Source organism: Sarcina ventriculi (assembly GCF_900456775.1).
GTDB lineage: Bacteria > Bacillota > Clostridia > Clostridiales > Clostridiaceae > Sarcina > Sarcina ventriculi.
The window spans coordinates 644448-662953 of the sequence record NZ_UAUL01000001.1; the positions used below are offsets into that span (position 1 = coordinate 644448).

Genomic DNA, 18506 nt, shown 5'->3' on the forward strand with positions numbered 1-18506 from the left:
TTTTTTACGATTCTTTAAATAATAATGCAAACAAAGCACCAAGAACTATTTCCTGGTGCTTTTTATAAACATTTTTATAACCCTGATTCCTTAAATTTCTTACTCATGGATTCTGTTACATGATGAAATGGTTTCTTTAATAATGATAAAACTAAAAATACTATTAAAAAGCATATTAATATTAAAGCATCATGCCTAACATTACTCCAAGAAACTCCAGCAATTCCTTGTCTAAATCCATCTATGGCATAAGTAAACGGCCAAATTGGTTGTAAAATTTGAAAGAGTTTTGGATTTGTTTGTATTGGATATATTCCTCCTGAACCTGCAATCTGGAATACCATTATAAGAACACACATTGCCTTTCCTATATTTCCAAAAAGCGATACTAAAGTAAATATTATAATCGTAAATGTTATTGAACTTAAAAATGCAAAACCTAACATAACTAACATGTTTGACGGTTCAATTCCTAACACTAATTTATCTCCTAATGTAACTATTGTGGTTTGTATAAGTGATAGAAATATAAATAAAAGCATTTTCCCAAAATGTTGTTCAATTAATCCTACCTTCTTACCTTTTTCTAACTCTTCTTCACACTCAACAGTTAAAAGAGATGTTAAAAGGAGAGCTCCAACCCAAATAGCAAGAACTGTATAAAAAGGTGTAAGTCCTTTTCCAAAAGTATCTGAGTTATATATTTCCTTTTGCTCCACATTTATTGGAGAAGATAAAAAGTTTGAAACATCATCTGTATTTCTTTGAAGAAGATTTACAGCACTATTTAATGTATCATTATTTAAAATGCTTAACTTATCATTTAAAGTACTTAAACTTCCTGAAAAACTTGCAAGTTTAGAATTAACCTGATTAGCTGTATCTAATGCTTGACCACTAATTTCTATTCCTGTATTAGATAATTCTTTAATAACAGGTACAATTTGATATGAATTAGCAATAATAGAATCCGCATTATTTATTTTGCTATTTAAATTAGTTGCCAAATTATTTATTTCTGGAAGCAACGTACTTGAAAAATTATTTGATATATTTCCTAATGTGCTTGATGCACCATTTAATATAGTTACTACATTGTTTAAAGCTGTATCTACACCACTTAAATCAATAACTGTTCCAGTTTCATTGGAACTATTACCATCATTTATTATTGAATCACTTGGAACTTGAGTGCTACTAAGCGTTTCATCAACTAAAACTTGCTCACCTTGCACACTTTCCTCATTTCCTATCTTTTTACTAGTTATAACATCTGGTATAGCATTTACTTTATCTTTTAAAGAATTTAATGATGATATTGCATTATTTATAGTTGAACTTAATTTATTTAATGATTCTATTTGTGCAGTTATTTTATTACTTGGAACTATATTATTTATTACCTTTAATGTTTTAATAGCTTTTCCTACATAGTTATTTGCATTCTCTAAAGAATTATTCATTTTATTTATAAGAACTAATGCAGTAGCTTTATTTCCATTAACATCATAATCAATGGCTTTTAATTCATTTACAAAAGATATTGTTTGTGATATAGCATTTTGAATACCGTTTATATTATTTTCAACATTTTGACCTAAACTATTTAAAGTATTAGTTGTAGATGCAACTAGTATCTTGCTAGAGTTTGCTACATTTTGCAAACTATTTAAGCCATTTGTAATTGATGAAGTATCTTTTTTAACAAGACCTAAATAATCAGAAAAATTTTGTGCATCAGAACCCACATTATTCATATAATCTTTTATATTATTTATTGAGGAACTAGCTGTTAACATATCATCTTTAAATTGAATAAGCCCAACTTCATTTTCTTTAAGCTTATCTCCAACCTCATTTAATGTACTTCCTGCGGCATCTGTTATAGCAGATCTCATACTACTTTTAATTTCTTCTGTAAGCTTTGTTGTAGCCACATCAGTAATTTTTGTAGCAATAGCATTGGCTTTTTGATTTACTAGATATATTATATCTGGTTTTTCAGCCCCAATATTTTGTGTATTAGTTATAAGAGATGAAAAATTATCTGGTATTTCTATCATAGCATAATATTCACCAGTCTTTACTCCCTCTTGACCTTGTTCATCTGTGACAAATTTCCAAGCTATATCTTTATTGTCTTTAAGTTTATCTATTATCTCATCACCTATATTTATCTCCTTACCATTTATAACTGCTCCTTTATCTTCATTTACAACTGCAACAGGTAAATTCCCTGTATTAGAATAAGGATCCCAAGTAGCCTTTAAATTTATCCATGCATAAAGAGATGGTATTACACAAATACCAATAATTATTATAAGTGCTGCTTTATTTTTAGATATATTTTTTAAATCTCTAAAAAATATTTTAAAAATATTTTTCATAATGCCCTCCTTTCCTAAACTAAACTTTTATTCTCCAACTCCAGATTTTTTAAATTCCTCTTCAAACTTTTCAACCTTCTTGTTCAAAAGATTTTTAAGGAAAAATCCTGCAAGAATAAATATTATCGCCATTATTACAAGAATTTCAATATCTTTAATTACACTACTTAATAATGGACCTGCAATTGCTTCTCTGAATCCACCAACTGCATAAGTAAATGGAAAGAATGGTTGTAGTATTTGAAAAATTTTCGGTACAACTTGTATTGGATAAGTTCCTCCAGAACCTGCAAGTTGCAATACCATCAACACTATACAAATAGCTTTTCCTATGTTTCCAAAAACAGAAACAAAAGTAAATACTATTATAGTAAATGTAACTGCCGACAATACACTAAATAATATCATAAGCGGGAAATTAACTGTATATACGCCTAGAATGTATTTATCTCCAAGGCAAACTATAAGCCCCTGTAAAGCTCCTAATATTACAAAGAACATCATTTTACCAAAATGTTTTTGTCTAACAGATATTTTTTCGCTTCCTTCAAAATCTTTAGATTTAGTTGACAACAATGATGTTAATAACAATGCACCAACCCATAAAGCCAAAACAGTATATATAGGAGCCATTGCGCTACCATAATTAGGTACAGCATAAAGCACCTGTTCATCTATATTAAATGGACTAGAAGCAAAACTTCCAACAACTTTGGGATTGCTTTGTAATATACTTACTATTTGAGATAAATCATTATCATTAACTTTTTCTAATTGAGTAGCTAAATTAGCTATTGGCTCCTTATATTCATTTAATTTAGAAATAAGTTCGCTTGACATATTACTTGCCATATTTGTTCCAGTTGTTGCAGTATTTAAAATAGTATTTATTTGACCTATTAACCCTTTAGAAGTTCCAATAATTTTAGTTGCATCATTTGTTGCACTTAAAATTTCATTTCCTATATTATTAAGCTCTGGCATAGTTACATTATTAACTGTATTTACTATATTATTTATTTGTGTTTTTGCACTATTTCCATTATCAATTAATGTGTTTATCACAGTATTACTTAACTCTTGCCCTGAACCTATAATATTTTTAGCATTTTCTAATGCTGCTTTTTGTGTATCTAAAAAGTTTTGTAATGTTTTTAAATCATTTATCGCACTATCTAACTTAGAATTATTAAATCCTTCTAAAAAGCTTATATTAGCATTAATCAACGTATTTATAGTTGTAATTTTATTTATAGCTTCATTTATAGTATTTAACTTATCTTCTGAATTTCCATTATTAGAAACTAAATTTTTTAAATTATCTAATAAGCCACTTACACTACCAATCTCACTTTGAATTGTTGTATAATTTGTTTTCAATGTGTTATATGATGTATCTACACTACTTTTAGCGCTAGAAACAAAATCCTGAGTATTTATATTAATATTACTTAAAGAATTAATTCCTTGTGATATTGTTGGAATTTCTCCCTTTAATAATCCTAAAGTCGTATTTAAGCTATTTGAATTGCTATTAATATTTTTTAAAGCATCCTCTATACTATTCATATTATTATTCAAATATATAATTGCAGATTTTATCTTTAATATATTATCTCTTTGAGAATTAAGATTATCACCATACCCATTAACTTTTGAGAACATAGTTTCACTTACACTTTCTATAAAACTAGATGAAATCTCATTAACTAAATTGCTTTGAGCAACTTCTGTTATTTTACCTGCCACAGGACTTTCTTTAGTATTTACTTTATAAATAATGTCTGGCTTTACAGGATTATCAGACGTTACACTAGCTAAATCCTCTGAAAAATCTTTAGGTATTTCTATTTCTGCGTAATATTTACCGCTTAAAAGTCCATTTTGAGCTTCTTGCTCATCAACAAACCTCCAACCAATTTTATCATTACCTTTTAGCTTATCAACCACATCATTCCCTAAATTAATCTCTTTACCATCCAAAGTAGCTCCGGTATCATTATTTACAACTGCTACACAAACATCACTTGTGTTTCCATAAGGATTCCAAACAGCCGCAATATTAACCCAAGCGTAAAAAGAGGGCAATATACAAAGTCCTGCTACAATTAATATCGCTACAGGATTTTTTATTAATGCACCTAAATCTCTTTTTAATACTTTAAAACAATTTTTCATTAGTCACCTCCATGTCTAAACTCTTTAGTACAAATATTATATAAAAATTATTCTATCATTGTAAAATAAATAGTACAAATACATTATAGAACAAATATTTCTAGAATATTTAATATTTTTTCATAAATCAACATATTTTTTATTTTTATCATATACTTTTATATTAAATTATCCTAAAATATCTTGAATTAATAAATAGAAACATTTATTCAACAATCAGCAATAAAAAAAAGCTATTAGTCATTCCAATGACTAATAGCTTAACCTATTTATTATTATCTTCTAAATAATTTTTTCTTCCTATTTCATAAAGATTATTTCCGTAACAATCTATACAAACAATAACTGGTAAATCCTTAACTTCTAATCTTCTTATAGCTTCAGAACCTAAATCCTCATAAGCAATTATTTCGCTTTTTTTAATGCATTTTGACATATAAGCAGCTACACCACCTATTGCAGCGAAATATACTGCTTTATTTTTTTTCATTGATTCTATAACCTCTTTAGAACGCAGACCCTTTCCTATCATTCCTTTCAAACCTAAATCTAAAAGACTAGGAGCATAAGGATCCATCCTATAACTCGTAGTTGGGCCAGCCGAACCTATAGCATTTCCTGGCTTTGCAGGGCTTGGTCCTACATAATAAATTATAGAATCCTTAACATCTAAAGGAAGTTCTTTTTTTGCTTTTAAAAGTTCAATCAATCTTTTATGTGCTGCATCTCTTGCGGTATAAATTACCCCAGATATTAAAACCATATCCCCAGCTTTCAAATCTTGAACCTTTTCTTTTGTTAAAGGCATAGTTATTTTTTTTTCCATACTTTCCACCACCCAAAATTAAAGTTCTATCTCTGCATGTCTTGTAACATGACAATTTATATTAACAGCTACAGGTAGACCTGCTATATGCGTTGGATAAGTCTCTATATTAACAGCAAGTGCTGTGGTTTTACCACCAAAACCTTGTGGCCCTATTCCAAGCTCATTTACTTCTTTCAAAAGTTCTTTTTCTAAATTAGCATAAAACTCATTATTATTTTTTTCATTTAAAGGTCTGACTAAAGCTTTTTTCGCAAGATTTGCAGCCTTATCAAAAGTTCCACCAATACCAACTCCAACAACTATTGGTGGACATGGATTAGGACCTGCCTCTTTAACTACTTTTAACACAAAATCTTTAACACCTTCCAATCCATCTGCTGGTTTTAGCATTTTAAGTTGACTCATATTTTCAGAGCCAAATCCCTTAGGTGCTACTTTTATTTTAAGTTTATCGCCTTCAACTATATCATAATAAATTATAGCTGGAGTATTATCCATAGTGTTTATTCTATCTAATGGATCCATAACCACAGATTTTCTCAAAAACCCTTCATTATACCCTTGTCTTATTCCTTCGTTTATAGCATCTTTTAAATTACCACCAATTATATGTACGTCTTGACCAATTTCAACAAATACACAAGCCATTCCTGTATCTTGACATATAGGCATTTCTTCTTTCTTTGCAATATCTATATTAGTTAAAATTTTTTCTAATATTTCTTTAGCCATAGGCCAATTTTCTTGCTTATATGCACTTTCAATTTTTTCTTTAACATCATGTGTTAAGTAATAATTAGCATCAATACACATATTTTTTACAACTTCAGTTATCTTGGAAACATTTATTTCTTTCATTTTTAGCTCCCCCTTCAATTCCATCTAACCATATAAGTATTATTTTTAAAAAATAATTTACAATTTTATTATACAAAATATCATTCTTTCTCGAAACCATTACTTGTAAAAAACACAAAAAGCATCTTTAAAATTTTAAAGATGCTTTTTATACTTATTTAATATACTGAGTTATTAACATTAATACCGGAACAACTACTATAAATAATACCGTACTTATTGTTGTAATATTAGTTGCATATTTAACATCACCATGATACTGGTCTGCCAAAATAGGTAAAACTGCAAGCATTGGAGTTGCTGATTGAACTATAAATGAATTCTTTTCTATGCTAGGCATAACTATTCCAAACGCTCCTGTTCCAATCATTATTAAAACTATAATTATAATTGGACAAATTACAAAACGTCCTACTAAAGCAAGAACACTATCACGATCTAATCTCATATTTTTTAGTCCTGCGTTATATAACATTATACCTATGTAAATTAAAGCAAGTGGAGTAACAAAAGCTCCTAAATATTTTAATGCTGAATTTATAAAATCTGGAACTGGTATACTGAATATTAAGAATATTAACCCTATTATAAATCCTACTAAAGGAGGTGTTAAAACCTTTTTCCAATTAAATGACTTTTTGCCTGGTTCCTTATGAGGATCTGTAGCAGACATTATAATTATACCAATTACCCAAGTTGATATTGTATTACTTATGTAACAAACTAAATAATATGGTATACTTGCTTCACCAAATAATGCAACATTTAAAGGCATTCCAACAAATATTGTGTTAGCATTTGCCACACCATTTAAGAATATACCTCTACGTTCAGGTCTAATTTTAAATACTTTCATTAATATAAATGCTATTATGTACGAAACGATAACAGTACCAAATGGGAATATTAATCCAATTCCTAAATTTCCTAAACTACCTACTGTTAAATTTGCTAATATACCAGTAAAAATACTACATGGTAAACCAACATTAACAACTAATTTTGATATACCTTTGCTAAAATCTGGCCCAAACCATTTATATTTTTGCAGAAAATATCCTACTGCTATTAATATAACAATGGTTAAAACACTTTCAATCGATGTAAAAAACATTATTGACTCCCTCCTTATTATGTTATTTTTATATAGTAAAATATCTAAATTTAGAAAATATAATAATCCTTATTAATTTTCTAATTTAATTATTAAATTTGAATTATCTGAAATTTAATAATATACAAATATATCATTTATTTAGTTTAGCAAGGTATGTCCTTTAAAAAATATTTAAAATAAATTACATATTTCATATATTATTTTACAAATTTATGTTTTCCTATTAAGTTTTGCACAAATTATTTTTTCTATACATCAAGAATATCATTTACAAATTTTTAAGTAAAATATAAAAAAACTATATATAAATAAATGAAATCTATAATGATTTTTGAATTTAAAGTAATTTATTTTAGTTATTTTATTAACATTTTATTTATAATTTAATTTTTAACAAATATTTTTTACTTTTAATTACATTTTTACATTTAAAGGAATTAAATTATAAAAAAACCATAATATATTATAATGGTTTTTTACCAAATCATTATAATATATTATGGACATTTTTTTACAATTTTATTTATATTTTTTTAATAGTTACTTTATTTTAATTTTGCTTTTTTAATTGCTTTTTCTTAAGCCTTTTATCTAAATATCCAACCATAAATGGACAAAGTATAGCTGATACTATTATAGAAGCTGCTATTTGTGTTGTTGCTGAAGTTAAATATGGAGCTAAAGCACTATCCGCAGCAACTACCGCAATAGGGGTTGCTAATTGATTCCCAGCTGTTGTTCCTATTGCAAAATTAACAGCTTTCTTCTCCCAAAATATCGCATGTATGTAGTAATTCACAAATCCAGTTATGAAAACTACTGCTACTCCAAGACATACTCCTGGAAGCCCTGAATGTATAATATCAGCAAAATTCATTCCTGTACCTAATGCAAATGAAAAGAATGGTGTTAATATATGTTTACCAGAACCTAAAAATTTTCTAAATTCTTCATCTAAATTACCAATAACAAACCCTATAATTATAGGAATTATTACAGCAACTATTGACATTATAGGAAAATCTGCAAGTCCACTAGCTCCCAAAGCAAGCATTGTAAAAAATGCTCCTGCACTTAAAGATATTATTGTTGATGCACCTTGATCATCTGCATCACCATATTCCTCTGCTAAAGCTACATAAAGTCCTGTATTATTACAAGCAAAAGCTGCCATTAAAGCCATTGTTGATATTCCAAAAATACCTTTGTTTCCAAAGAAATATCCAACTACTAAAGTTATTATAAGACCTACAAAAAATTTACTTAATAAAGATACAGCTCCTTTAGCTAACGGACGTCTAGCTTGATTATAACGTATTTGAGAACCCATTATAAATAAGAATAAAGCAATTAAAGGCATTGCACTATCTTTAAATAAAGAAGTTGTAAATCCTCCAATATTTAATGATTGAGGAATAAAAGTATTTACTATAGCACCTAAAATCAAAGGAACAACCATCATTCCTCCTGGTACCTTTTTCATTGTTCTTAATATAGGAACATTCATTTTTTTCCTCCTTGTTATTATGTATAGTATTTTTATAAGCTCATATTTAAATTTACAAGTCTATATTACATTGGTCTAACCACTTTGTAAAATATAAATATACTATGTCTTTATAGTTATTTTATATAAAAAAAAGCCATATCATACGGCTATAAAGTAATAATTTTAACTTATTTTTTACTTTATAACCTAAGATATAGCTTTGGTAGTTGAATATTAATTTTTTAATAATTTATAATGAAATATTCTATTATATTATTTTATACCTAAAAGTTCTCTTGTGTGTTCTGCAACCATTTCTGGAGTCATGTCGCTTCTTCTTGCAACTCCTGTATCTATTGCAGCTTTTGCTACAAATGATGCAACTACTGGTGATATTCTACGATCTGTTGCAGCTGGAATTACATAGTCTGGAGTTAATTCTGATTCTGGAATTAATTCAGCTATTCCATAAGCTGCAGCTATTTTCATTTCTTCATTGATATCAGTTGCTCTAACATCTAAAGCTCCTCTAAATATTCCTGGGAAAGCTAAAAGATTGTTAACTTGGTTTGGATAATCTGAACGACCTGTTCCTGCAACTAATGCACCACCAGCTTTAGCTTCATCTGGGAATATTTCTGGTACTGGGTTTGCCATAGCAAATACTATAGAATCTTTAGCCATAGTTGATACCATTTCTTTTGTTAATACTCCAGGTGCTGATACTCCTATAAATGCATCTGCTCCTTTTACTGCATCTGCTAATGTACCTGTTAAATGTTCTCTATTTGTTACTTTAGCAATTTCTTTTTGAGCATCATTCATCCATTCTTGGCTTTCTTCTATTATTCCTATACGATCTACCATTGTTACATGTTTAGCTCCTGCTCTCATAAGTAACTTAGCTATTGATATTCCAGCAGATCCTGCTCCATTTATAACAAATTTAGCATCTGCTATATTTCTTTTAGTTACTTTTAAAGAGTTTATTATTGCTGCTAAAACAACTATAGCAGTACCATGTTGGTCATCATGGAATACTGGTATATTCATTTCTTCTTTTAATCTTCTTTCTATTTCAAAGCATTCAGGTGCTTTTATATCTTCTAAATTTATTCCACCAAAACTTGGTTCCATTAATTTTACTGTGTTTATTATTTCATCAACATTTTTACTATTTAAGCATATTGGGAAAGCATCAACTCCTGCAAAAGTTTTGAATAAAACTGCTTTACCCTCCATAACAGGAAGTCCAGCACCTGCTCCTATATCTCCAAGTCCAAGCACTGCAGTTCCATTTGTTACAACTGCTACTATATTTCCTTTTGATGTATATTCATATATATCATCATAATTTTCTTTTATCTTTAAACAAGGTTCCGCAACTCCTGGTGTATAAGCTAAAGATAAATCTTCTTTAGTATTTACTGGTACTTTAGATATTACTTCTAATTTACCTTGATTATCCTTATGTAATTTTAATGCTTTTTCTTTTACTGATAAATTTTCACTCATTTTTAAAGCCTCCTATATTTTAAAAATTTTAATCTATGTTTTTTATCTAATTACTCTTCCTTGAAACCATCTTATCACTCTTTGGAATAGTATGTAAAATATAAAAAAATTATATACTAATAGATTTTATATATCAATAAATAAACTTTCCATAAAAACAATAAATATCTTTAAACTTTAGCTCTTATTAATTCCTTTAAAAATATTTATTTATAAATTTTTTACAAAATCTATAAACTGTCTTTGACTTTTAGTTACATATTTATTTTTATTCCATGCTATTGCAATACTTACTTTGATAGGATTTTTCAGAGAACGACAAGTTATATCTTTATTTCTTGTAGCTATAGTATCTAACAAAAAGCTTACTCCTATTCCATTTGAGATAAGAGTACAGATACTTTCTATCTGAGTGGATTGATATATTATATTAGGCTCAAAATTATGATGTTTACATTCATTTAAGATTCTTTTTCTTATATAATTTCCCTCTTTTAACAGAAGAAATCTCTCGTCTTTAAGCATTTCAAAAGGTATTGTTTTTTGTTTAGCTAACGAATGTTCTTTAGGTAGGCATAAAAGAATTTCCCGTGCATTAATTGGAGTTGTTTCAATGCAATCATTTTTATGAGATTGTATTATAAGTGCTAAATCTATTTCTCCAGCTTCTAAAAGTTCAACAGTTTGCAACGAGCCAACTTCAACTATTTCGAGTTCTACATTAGAATTTTTATTGTAATATTGAGAAAATATTTTAGGAAGCATATGAAAACCTATAAGAGGAGGTATAGAAACTTTTATAATCTCCTTTTTTGATTTTTTAAAATCGTACATTTCTTTTTCAACATTAGTAACTCTATTTATTATTTCATTGGCTCTTTTATAAAATACTTCACCCTCTTTTGTTAAGTTTATATTTTTTTGTTTTCTTTCTAGAAGAATAACACCTAAACTATCCTCTAATTTTTTTATCGCTATAGTTATCGATGGCTGAGCTACATGAAGCTTATCAGCTGCCTTGGTAAAACTTTTTAAGTTAGTCACAGCAATAAAATATTCTAACTGTCTTAATTCCATTGTTGTTTCCCCCTTTAATATTATTTTCATTTATATTCTAAGATTTAATAAAAACTCATCCATTTCAACATAAAACCTAAATTATTTTATCATAAAATTTCTTTATAAATTTTATATTTTAATCTTTTTTCTATATTATAATATTATAAATTTGTATAGTAAAAGATAATACTATAAAAATTTTTAATAATTTAACTTATTTTTTATAAATAATTAATCATTAAATATTGTTATGATATTCTATTGCAAAATTTAAATATTTAATCAATAATATATATGTTCACTTATGAACACTATCTTATTTTTTAATCATGTAATTAATATTAATTTTACATTTATAATCATATATTGTAATTTTAAAATAAAATAAATGAAAGGATAAATTTATGGAATTAAATGAAAACAACAAACCAAATCAAAAATATTTGGGAAGCTTAGGATTTATAATTTTTATAGGCTTTTTAAGCGCTTTTGTTCCACTATCTACTGATTTATATTTGCCAGCTTTGCCCAAAATGGTAAATACATTTCATACTAGTGAAGGAATCTTAAATTTAACAATAACATTTTTCTTTATATTTTATGCACTTGGTATGCTTTTTTGGGGGCCTTTAAGTGATAAATTTGGAAGAAAAAAAATATTAACAATAGGAATGATTATTTATTGTGTTGGTAGCCTTTTATGCGCTAACGCTAACAACATACCTCTTCTTATTTGCTTTAGAGTAATACAGGCAATAGGTAGTGGTTCTGCTGTATCTGTTGCAACAGCTATGATGAAAGATGTTTATACTGGTAAAAAACTAGTTTCAATGCTTGCAATTGTTCAATCAATAGCTATGACATCTCCTGTTGTTTCTCCAGTAATAGGTGCTTTCATACTTACCTTTACATCATGGAAAGGTATATTTTGGATACTTACAATAGTAAGTTTTATATCCATAATAGGCTCCTTACTTTTACAAGAAACATTAAAAAATTATAATACAGGAAGTCTATTAAAAGTTTTAGATAATATTAGAGTTGTAGCTAAAAATCCTGGCTTTGCAGTTTTATTATTTACTTTTGCAATAACTACACTACCTTTAATGGCATACATAACAACTTCATCTTACATATATATTGATGGATTTAAGTTATCTGACCAAGTATATAGCTATTTCTATGCTTGTACAGCAATATTTTTAATTATAGGTCCAATGGCTTACGTTCGTCTTGCTAAACATTTCACTAGCAAAAAAATTATACTATTTGATTTTGTTGTCATGATTTTAAGTGGTATTGCGCTAATTCTAATAGGCCCAAGTTCTCCTATTGCATTTGCTTTATGCCTTATACCTGCAATGGCTTGCGGAAATATGCTAAGACCACCTAGTACTCATCTTATATTAGCTCAACAAGATACTAATATAGGTTCTGCTTCATCATTAATAAGTTTTGGTAACACTATTATGGGATGTATTGGTATGATAATTATAACCTTTAATGTAGGAAATAAAATCGTAGCTATTGGTTTCCTATACACATTAATTGCGCTAATAGCTCTAACTTTTTGGATTATATTTAATAAAAAACCATTTATCGTGCAAGTACAAGAACATAATCATTAATTTATAAGTAAAAATAGATTGTATTAATACAATCTATTTTTATCTTTTAACCACTATAAAATATTATACATATCCCGTATAACTTCTTTTTATCCTCCACATTCTTCTAAAGATTTCTCTCCTTTTAAATTTATCTCTAAACTCATCATTATTAAAAATTAATAAAATCAATGGATATTAAATTAATGGTCTCGATTTTCTTTCCCATTGAACAAAATAAAATATTTACGTGATATAATAGTTTGAAAATTTAAACTAATAAACAAATAATTCAAGCAAATCATAATCCAAAAATAAAACCTAAATATAAACATAATTTCACAAAAGAAAGGATTTTATTTATATGAGTAACTGTAAAATAAGAAGAGCTGAACTAGCTCAAGAATTTAAGCAATGTAAAGATGCATTTATTGCCTTAGGAGATGAAACTAGACAACAAATTGTAATAGCATTACTAGAAAGTGATGGTCATGGAATAAGAGTTGGAGAGATTACAAAAAAAACACATCTTTCAAGACCTGCTGTATCACATCACTTAAAAATATTAAAAAATAGCGGGATTATAAATATGCATAGAGAAGGAACTAAAAATTATTATTATGTTAATTCTAACGAAAGCCAATGGAAACAATTAACTTATTTTATAAATCACATTTATAGTATTGTACAGGAAGTTTCATCAAATAACCATAATAAAACAAATGACTGTAATCACATAGAAAGTTATTAGGAGGAATGTAAAAATGATATTGTATTTTAGTGGAACAGGAAATAGTGAATATGTAGCAAAAATAATCGCAAAAGAAAATAATGATGACCTATTATCCATAAACGATTGGATGAAAAACAATAAGAAAGAAACAATTTTTTCTAAAGAAACATTAATATTTGTATGCCCTATATATTCAGGAAGGATTCCACCTATTGTAGAAAACTTTATAAAACAAAATAAATTTGAAGGAAATACAAATAGCTATTTTATTACGACTTGTTTTCAAAATGCTTGGAATTCAGAAAAATACATTAAAAAACTTTGTATGCAAACTAATCTTCAATTTCAAGGTGCTAAAGAGATATTAATGCCTCAAAATTATATTATGATGTATCCTATTTTAGATAAACAAAGTGCAGATAAAGTAATAGAAAGTGTAACTCCTCAAATTTATAAAATAGCAAAAGAAATAAAAAATAATTCTAAATTGAGTATGAATAAACCTTCATTTCAAGGAAAAATCATGAGTAGTATTGTAAACCCAATATTCTATTCAATGATTGTAAAAACTAAAAATTTTTATACTACAGATAAATGTACGAAATGTGGAATGTGTGTCGACCTTTGCTCAATGAATAATATAAAAATATTAAATGACAAACCCCAATGGGGAAATAATTGCATTCATTGTACTTCATGTATAAATTGTTGTCCAAATTCTGCTATTGAATATGGTAAAAAAACTATTGGTAAAGAAAGATATTATAATAAAAATCTTAGATAATAAACATGTTAAATTGTTAGGAGTGATTTTATGAAAACTGCATTAATAACTGGAGCCTCTTTTGGTTTAGGTTTTGAATTTGCTGATATTTTTGCAAAAGAAAAGTATAATTTAGTCATTGTTGCAAGAAATAAAGAAAAGCTAGAGGACGTTGCTTTAAAGTTAAGAAAAAAGTATGGTATAGAAGTTACTATAATAGTTGCAGATTTATCTAATGTAAATTCCCCAAAAAGAATCTATGATGAGATATCAGAAAAAGGTATTAAAATAGATGTTCTTGTAAATAATGCTGGGAGTGGCAAATATGGATTTTTTGCAGATAGCCAAGATGCATCCTCAATAGACATGATTAATTTAAATATCACAAGTGTAACATTACTAACTAAATATTTTTTAACCGATATGGTTAAAAGGCACTCTGGTAAAATATTAATTGTATCATCTATTGGAGCTTTTCAACCCAATCCTTTTGGCTCAGTTTATGGAGCTACAAAAGCGTATGAACTCTTATTGGCTGAATCTCTTTCAGGAGAATTAATAAATAGTGGAGTTACTATATCTGCTCTTTGTCCTGGCCCAACAAAAACAGAATTCGCCACTAGAGCTGGAAAAAAAGATGCTAAATTTGCTATGGATGCTAGAACTGTTGCCCTTGAAGGCTATAAGGGAATGATGCAAGGAAAATTAATAATAATTCCAAGTATCAAATATAAAATTGAAGTATTTTTAGCTAAATTACTTCCTGCAAAAATAATTGCTAGTTACGTAGGTAAATGGCAACAAAGTCTCAAAAATTAATAAAATTATTCTAATATATAGCCATGTTTTAGTAAAGTATTAATTTTAGCTAGTATAAATTTTTTAAGCTTAATCTACTATTAAATTTCTCTAAAATCAACACTTATTTAAAACATAGCTTTTTTATATTTTACAATTTTAAAACTTATTATAGTGAATCTTTGTAAAATCTATATCCTTATCCTCATAAGCTGGTCTTTCTTGTCCTTTATATCCAATTGAAAGAATACTTGCAACTTCATACTTTTCTGGTATATTTAATTCTTTTTTTATATATTCTGATGCACTTTTCTTTTCATCATGTTCCCTTCCCCTAATTTGCACAATACAACTTCCAAGTCCTAATTTATGAGTTTCTAAAGTCATAAAAGCAGAAGAAATGGCACAATCTTCTTCCCATGCAGTACTTTTTTCTGTATCAGCAATAATAACTATAGCCACACCTGCATTCCCAATAAACTTTGAAGCTTTTGGTTTACACTTTGATAATACTTCAAGAATTTCTTTATTATTAACTACAACAAACTCCCAAGACCTTTTTCCTTTAGAAGTTGGAGCTAATAATCCTGCTTTTAATATTTCTTTTACCTTCTCTTCTTCAACTTCTCTATTTTCATATATTCTTATACTTCTTCTTGTTTTTAAAAATTCTATCATTTACCCATGTACATCCTTTCAATTAACATAATCAATATTTATTTTAATAAATATCACATAAAAAATGGTTGCCTAAAGGAATTTTCACTTTAAACAACCATTTTTTCTTTAGTATACTATCAGTTATATTAAATCTGAAAGTTCACTTAATAAAGCTTCTTTTGGTCTAAATCCTACTAAAGTTTTAACAACCTTTCCATCTTTGAACACCTTAAGAGTTGGAACATTTACAACTTGGAATCTTGAAGCTATTTCAGAACTCTCATCTATATCAACCTTTACAAATTTAGCTTTTCCATTTAATTCAACTGATAACTCCTCAAATACTGGAGTTAACATTTTGCAAGGGCCACACCATGTTGCAAAAAAGTCTACAACAACTACTCCTTCTGCTACCTCTTTATCAAAATCGTTACTATTTAATATTTTTGCCATTTTAAATCCTCCTAAAATTTAATAAAATTATTTAAAATAAAACTTCGCTTTATTAGTTTATGATTAAATTTAATTTATATCCTAAATAATTAATTTATTTAATTTGCTTTTTACGTAATTACTATACTATTTTTATTGATTTTAAACAATTAGTAACTTCTTAGTAACCTCTCACACTTTACTTAAAAATAAAATCTATTTATTACATTTCATAATATCTTTTCCCCATTCTATCATCATTGCAATTATAGGAACAAGTTCTTTACCTTTTTCACTTAAATAATAAAAAGATTCCACAGAATTTCCACTTTTACATCTTTCATTTATAACTATCTCATAACTTATAAGCATTTCTAATTGTTGTGATAAAACTTTTTTACTACATCCTTTTAACAGTCTTTGAAGTTCTCCAAATCTTTTTTTATCATTTTTAATATTCCATATTATTTTTCCAACCCACTTTTTCCCCAATACAGTTCCTAAAACTTGTATCGGGCAATCTATATCATAATACAAATTATCATTAAATTTTCTATCATCTACTTCATTCATTATTATTAAAAGTGAGATAATTTATAATAACTCACCAATATTTCACCCCATTCATTAAAATTAATAAAAAAGTCATGAGTTAAATAAAATTTATCCTCACGACCTCTCTTAAAATATAAATACTATATTAAATCTTCACAAAATTTATCCATAGTTTCAGCAACTACTTTTGCATGTGCAACAGCAGCAACTACTGTTTTTGCACCTGTAACAACATCCCCTGACGCAAAAACTCCTTTTTTGGTAGTATGCCCTAATTCATCTACAACAATAAGTCCATACTTATCAATATTTAACCCTTTAGTACTTGATACTATATTATCCTTAGGTGATTGACTTACAGCTATTATAACTGAATCACATTCAAATATATTCTCAGTTCCTTCTAAATTTCTAGTGCTTACTCTTCCACTTTCAGTTACTATTCTTTCAGTTTCTATATATTTAACACCTTCATCTAATATTTCAAGCGGTGCTTTAAATAGTTCAAATCTTACTCCGTCCTCTTTAGCTTCATTTATTTCAAGCCTTGTAGCTGGCATATCTTCAAAGCCTTTTCTATAAAGAACAGTTACTTCTTTTGCACCATTTCTCTTAGCTGTTCTTGCAGCATCCATAGCAACATTTCCAGCACCTATTATACAAACTTTATCTCCAAGCCTATAAACACTAGGGTCTTTTAAGTAATTTATTGCATAATTAACATGACCTAAACTTTCACCCTTTACCCCTAAAGCTTTTGGATTCCAAACTCCTGTACCGACAAATATTGCTTTATATCCATCTTCTCTAAGTTTATCTAAAGTTAAAACTGGCCCTATTAAAGTATTAGGTCTTATTTTAACATTTAAACTTATAAGTTCTTTTTCTAACCTATCCAATACGCCCTTAGAAAGCCTAAATTCCGGAATTCCATATCTTAAAACTCCACCTATTTTACTATGTGACTCAAATATAGTAACCTTATATCCCTTTCTAGCTAAAATAAGAGCTATAGTTATTCCAGCTGGTCCAGAACCTATAATTGCTATCCTAGTATCTAATTTAGCCTGTTGATTTAAGCTAACTTCTTCTAAAAATTTATTTGAAATATACTCTTCTATTTTATTAAATTCAACTGAATTTCCCTTTATTCCTCTTACACAATCCTTTTGACATTGATTTTCTACTGGACAAACAATTGAGCATATAGCACTTAAAGGATTGTTATTGAATAAAATTTCTCCAGCCTCTTTTATTTTATCTTCTTTAAATAATTTTATAATTTCAGGTATTGGTGTATTTATAGGACAACCTTTTTGACATCTTGCATTTTTACATTGTAGACATCTGTTAACCTCATCATTTAAAAATTCATTCATTTCTAGTCCCCTCCACTAAATCATATCATATAAACGTCATAATTAATGATATTATAAGTTAATTTTAAAATTATATCAACTACGCTATTAATTATTTAAATACATTATTAATATTTACTAATTAAATACATTAAACCCTATATTTAC

Annotated in this window: 16 protein-coding genes; 4 read left to right on the top strand and 12 right to left on the bottom strand. The window is 27.5% G+C overall.

What is annotated here, in order from left to right; genetic code table 11:
• Positions 1-74: 74 nt before the first annotated feature.
• The 8 genes from DR020_RS02870 to DR020_RS02905 all read right to left on the bottom strand — a co-directional run bounded on the left by DR020_RS02870 (position 75) and on the right by DR020_RS02905 (position 11450).
• Positions 75-2387, bottom strand: a complete 2313-nt coding sequence (locus DR020_RS02870; RefSeq protein WP_112365212.1) for a YhgE/Pip domain-containing protein — start codon at positions 2385-2387, stop codon at positions 75-77.
• 27 nt (positions 2388-2414) lie between these two features.
• Positions 2415-4565 carry a YhgE/Pip domain-containing protein gene (locus DR020_RS02875; protein ID WP_112365213.1) on the bottom strand — a complete coding sequence of 717 codons (2151 nt, stop codon included), beginning with the start codon at positions 4563-4565 and terminating at the stop codon, positions 2415-2417.
• A gap of 265 nt (positions 4566-4830) precedes the next feature.
• On the bottom strand, positions 4831-5391 hold the full coding sequence (locus tag DR020_RS02880) for a Fe-S-containing hydro-lyase (protein ID WP_055259712.1): 561 nt from the start codon (positions 5389-5391) through the stop codon (positions 4831-4833).
• An 18-nt stretch (positions 5392-5409) separates the two neighbouring features.
• Entirely contained in the window at positions 5410-6252 is an 843-nt protein-coding gene (locus DR020_RS02885; protein WP_112365214.1) for a fumarate hydratase, read from the bottom strand.
• Between the two features lie 154 nt (positions 6253-6406).
• Positions 6407-7366: an AEC family transporter gene (locus DR020_RS02890; RefSeq protein ID WP_201784282.1), complete on the bottom strand. Its 960-nt coding sequence runs from the start codon at positions 7364-7366 to the stop codon at positions 6407-6409.
• A 553-nt stretch (positions 7367-7919) separates the two neighbouring features.
• The gene (locus DR020_RS02895; RefSeq protein ID WP_112365215.1) at positions 7920-8876 is read right to left on the bottom strand and encodes a 2-keto-3-deoxygluconate permease; all 957 of its coding nucleotides are present in this window, start codon (positions 8874-8876) and stop codon (positions 7920-7922) included.
• 255 nt (positions 8877-9131) lie between these two features.
• Positions 9132-10373, bottom strand: a complete 1242-nt coding sequence (locus DR020_RS02900; protein ID WP_055259720.1) for an NAD(P)-dependent malic enzyme — start codon at positions 10371-10373, stop codon at positions 9132-9134.
• A 210-nt stretch (positions 10374-10583) separates the two neighbouring features.
• Positions 10584-11450: a LysR family transcriptional regulator gene (locus DR020_RS02905; RefSeq protein ID WP_055259722.1), complete on the bottom strand. Its 867-nt coding sequence runs from the start codon at positions 11448-11450 to the stop codon at positions 10584-10586.
• A 386-nt stretch (positions 11451-11836) separates the two neighbouring features.
• Here DR020_RS02905 and DR020_RS02910 point away from each other — a divergent pair, with 386 nt between their 5' ends.
• From DR020_RS02910 to DR020_RS02925, 4 genes are all read left to right on the top strand, one after another.
• Positions 11837-13060, top strand: coding sequence for a multidrug effflux MFS transporter (locus tag DR020_RS02910; protein WP_112365216.1), 1224 nt, complete (start codon positions 11837-11839; stop codon positions 13058-13060).
• Between the two features lie 343 nt (positions 13061-13403).
• The gene (locus tag DR020_RS02915; RefSeq protein ID WP_055259726.1) at positions 13404-13790 is read left to right on the top strand and encodes an ArsR/SmtB family transcription factor; all 387 of its coding nucleotides are present in this window, start codon (positions 13404-13406) and stop codon (positions 13788-13790) included.
• Between the two features lie 13 nt (positions 13791-13803).
• Complete coding sequence (locus DR020_RS02920; RefSeq protein WP_055259728.1) at positions 13804-14556, top strand: EFR1 family ferrodoxin; 753 nt, start codon at positions 13804-13806, stop codon at positions 14554-14556.
• Positions 14557-14586: 30 nt separating this feature from the next.
• Entirely contained in the window at positions 14587-15354 is a 768-nt protein-coding gene (locus DR020_RS02925; RefSeq protein WP_112365217.1) for an SDR family NAD(P)-dependent oxidoreductase, read from the top strand.
• Positions 15355-15492: 138 nt separating this feature from the next.
• On the opposite strand, the gene DR020_RS02930 is transcribed toward DR020_RS02925, so the two are convergent.
• The 4 genes from DR020_RS02930 to DR020_RS02945 form a co-directional block, all read right to left on the bottom strand.
• Complete coding sequence (locus tag DR020_RS02930) at positions 15493-16011, bottom strand: nitroreductase family protein (protein WP_112365218.1); 519 nt, start codon at positions 16009-16011, stop codon at positions 15493-15495.
• A 123-nt stretch (positions 16012-16134) separates the two neighbouring features.
• Complete coding sequence (gene trxA / locus DR020_RS02935) at positions 16135-16446, bottom strand: thioredoxin (RefSeq protein WP_055259734.1); 312 nt, start codon at positions 16444-16446, stop codon at positions 16135-16137.
• 195 nt (positions 16447-16641) lie between these two features.
• Positions 16642-16998, bottom strand: a complete 357-nt coding sequence (locus DR020_RS02940) for a winged helix-turn-helix transcriptional regulator (protein ID WP_058992335.1) — start codon at positions 16996-16998, stop codon at positions 16642-16644.
• Positions 16999-17120: 122 nt separating this feature from the next.
• Positions 17121-18359, bottom strand: coding sequence for an NAD(P)-dependent oxidoreductase (locus DR020_RS02945; protein ID WP_112365219.1), 1239 nt, complete (start codon positions 18357-18359; stop codon positions 17121-17123).
• Positions 18360-18506: the final 147 nt, after the last annotated feature.

Coding starts and splice junctions, on each gene's coding strand:
- DR020_RS02920 (WP_055259728.1), top strand. CDS start 13,804: ATGATATTGTATTTTAGTGGAACAGGAAATAGTGAATATGTAGCAAAA.
- DR020_RS02880 (WP_055259712.1), bottom strand. CDS start 5,391: ATGGAAAAAAAAATAACTATGCCTTTAACAAAAGAAAAGGTTCAAGAT.
- DR020_RS02905 (WP_055259722.1), bottom strand. CDS start 11,450: ATGGAATTAAGACAGTTAGAATATTTTATTGCTGTGACTAACTTAAAA.
- DR020_RS02940 (WP_058992335.1), bottom strand. CDS start 16,998: ATGAATGAAGTAGATGATAGAAAATTTAATGATAATTTGTATTATGAT.
- DR020_RS02875 (WP_112365213.1), bottom strand. CDS start 4,565: ATGAAAAATTGTTTTAAAGTATTAAAAAGAGATTTAGGTGCATTAATA.
- DR020_RS02915 (WP_055259726.1), top strand. CDS start 13,404: ATGAGTAACTGTAAAATAAGAAGAGCTGAACTAGCTCAAGAATTTAAG.
- DR020_RS02925 (WP_112365217.1), top strand. CDS start 14,587: ATGAAAACTGCATTAATAACTGGAGCCTCTTTTGGTTTAGGTTTTGAA.
- DR020_RS02870 (WP_112365212.1), bottom strand. CDS start 2,387: ATGAAAAATATTTTTAAAATATTTTTTAGAGATTTAAAAAATATATCT.
- DR020_RS02910 (WP_112365216.1), top strand. CDS start 11,837: ATGGAATTAAATGAAAACAACAAACCAAATCAAAAATATTTGGGAAGC.
- DR020_RS02900 (WP_055259720.1), bottom strand. CDS start 10,373: ATGAGTGAAAATTTATCAGTAAAAGAAAAAGCATTAAAATTACATAAG.
- DR020_RS02890 (WP_201784282.1), bottom strand. CDS start 7,366: ATGTTTTTTACATCGATTGAAAGTGTTTTAACCATTGTTATATTAATA.
- DR020_RS02945 (WP_112365219.1), bottom strand. CDS start 18,359: ATGAATGAATTTTTAAATGATGAGGTTAACAGATGTCTACAATGTAAA.
- DR020_RS02895 (WP_112365215.1), bottom strand. CDS start 8,876: ATGAATGTTCCTATATTAAGAACAATGAAAAAGGTACCAGGAGGAATG.
- DR020_RS02930 (WP_112365218.1), bottom strand. CDS start 16,011: ATGATAGAATTTTTAAAAACAAGAAGAAGTATAAGAATATATGAAAAT.
- DR020_RS02885 (WP_112365214.1), bottom strand. CDS start 6,252: ATGAAAGAAATAAATGTTTCCAAGATAACTGAAGTTGTAAAAAATATG.
- trxA (WP_055259734.1), bottom strand. CDS start 16,446: ATGGCAAAAATATTAAATAGTAACGATTTTGATAAAGAGGTAGCAGAA.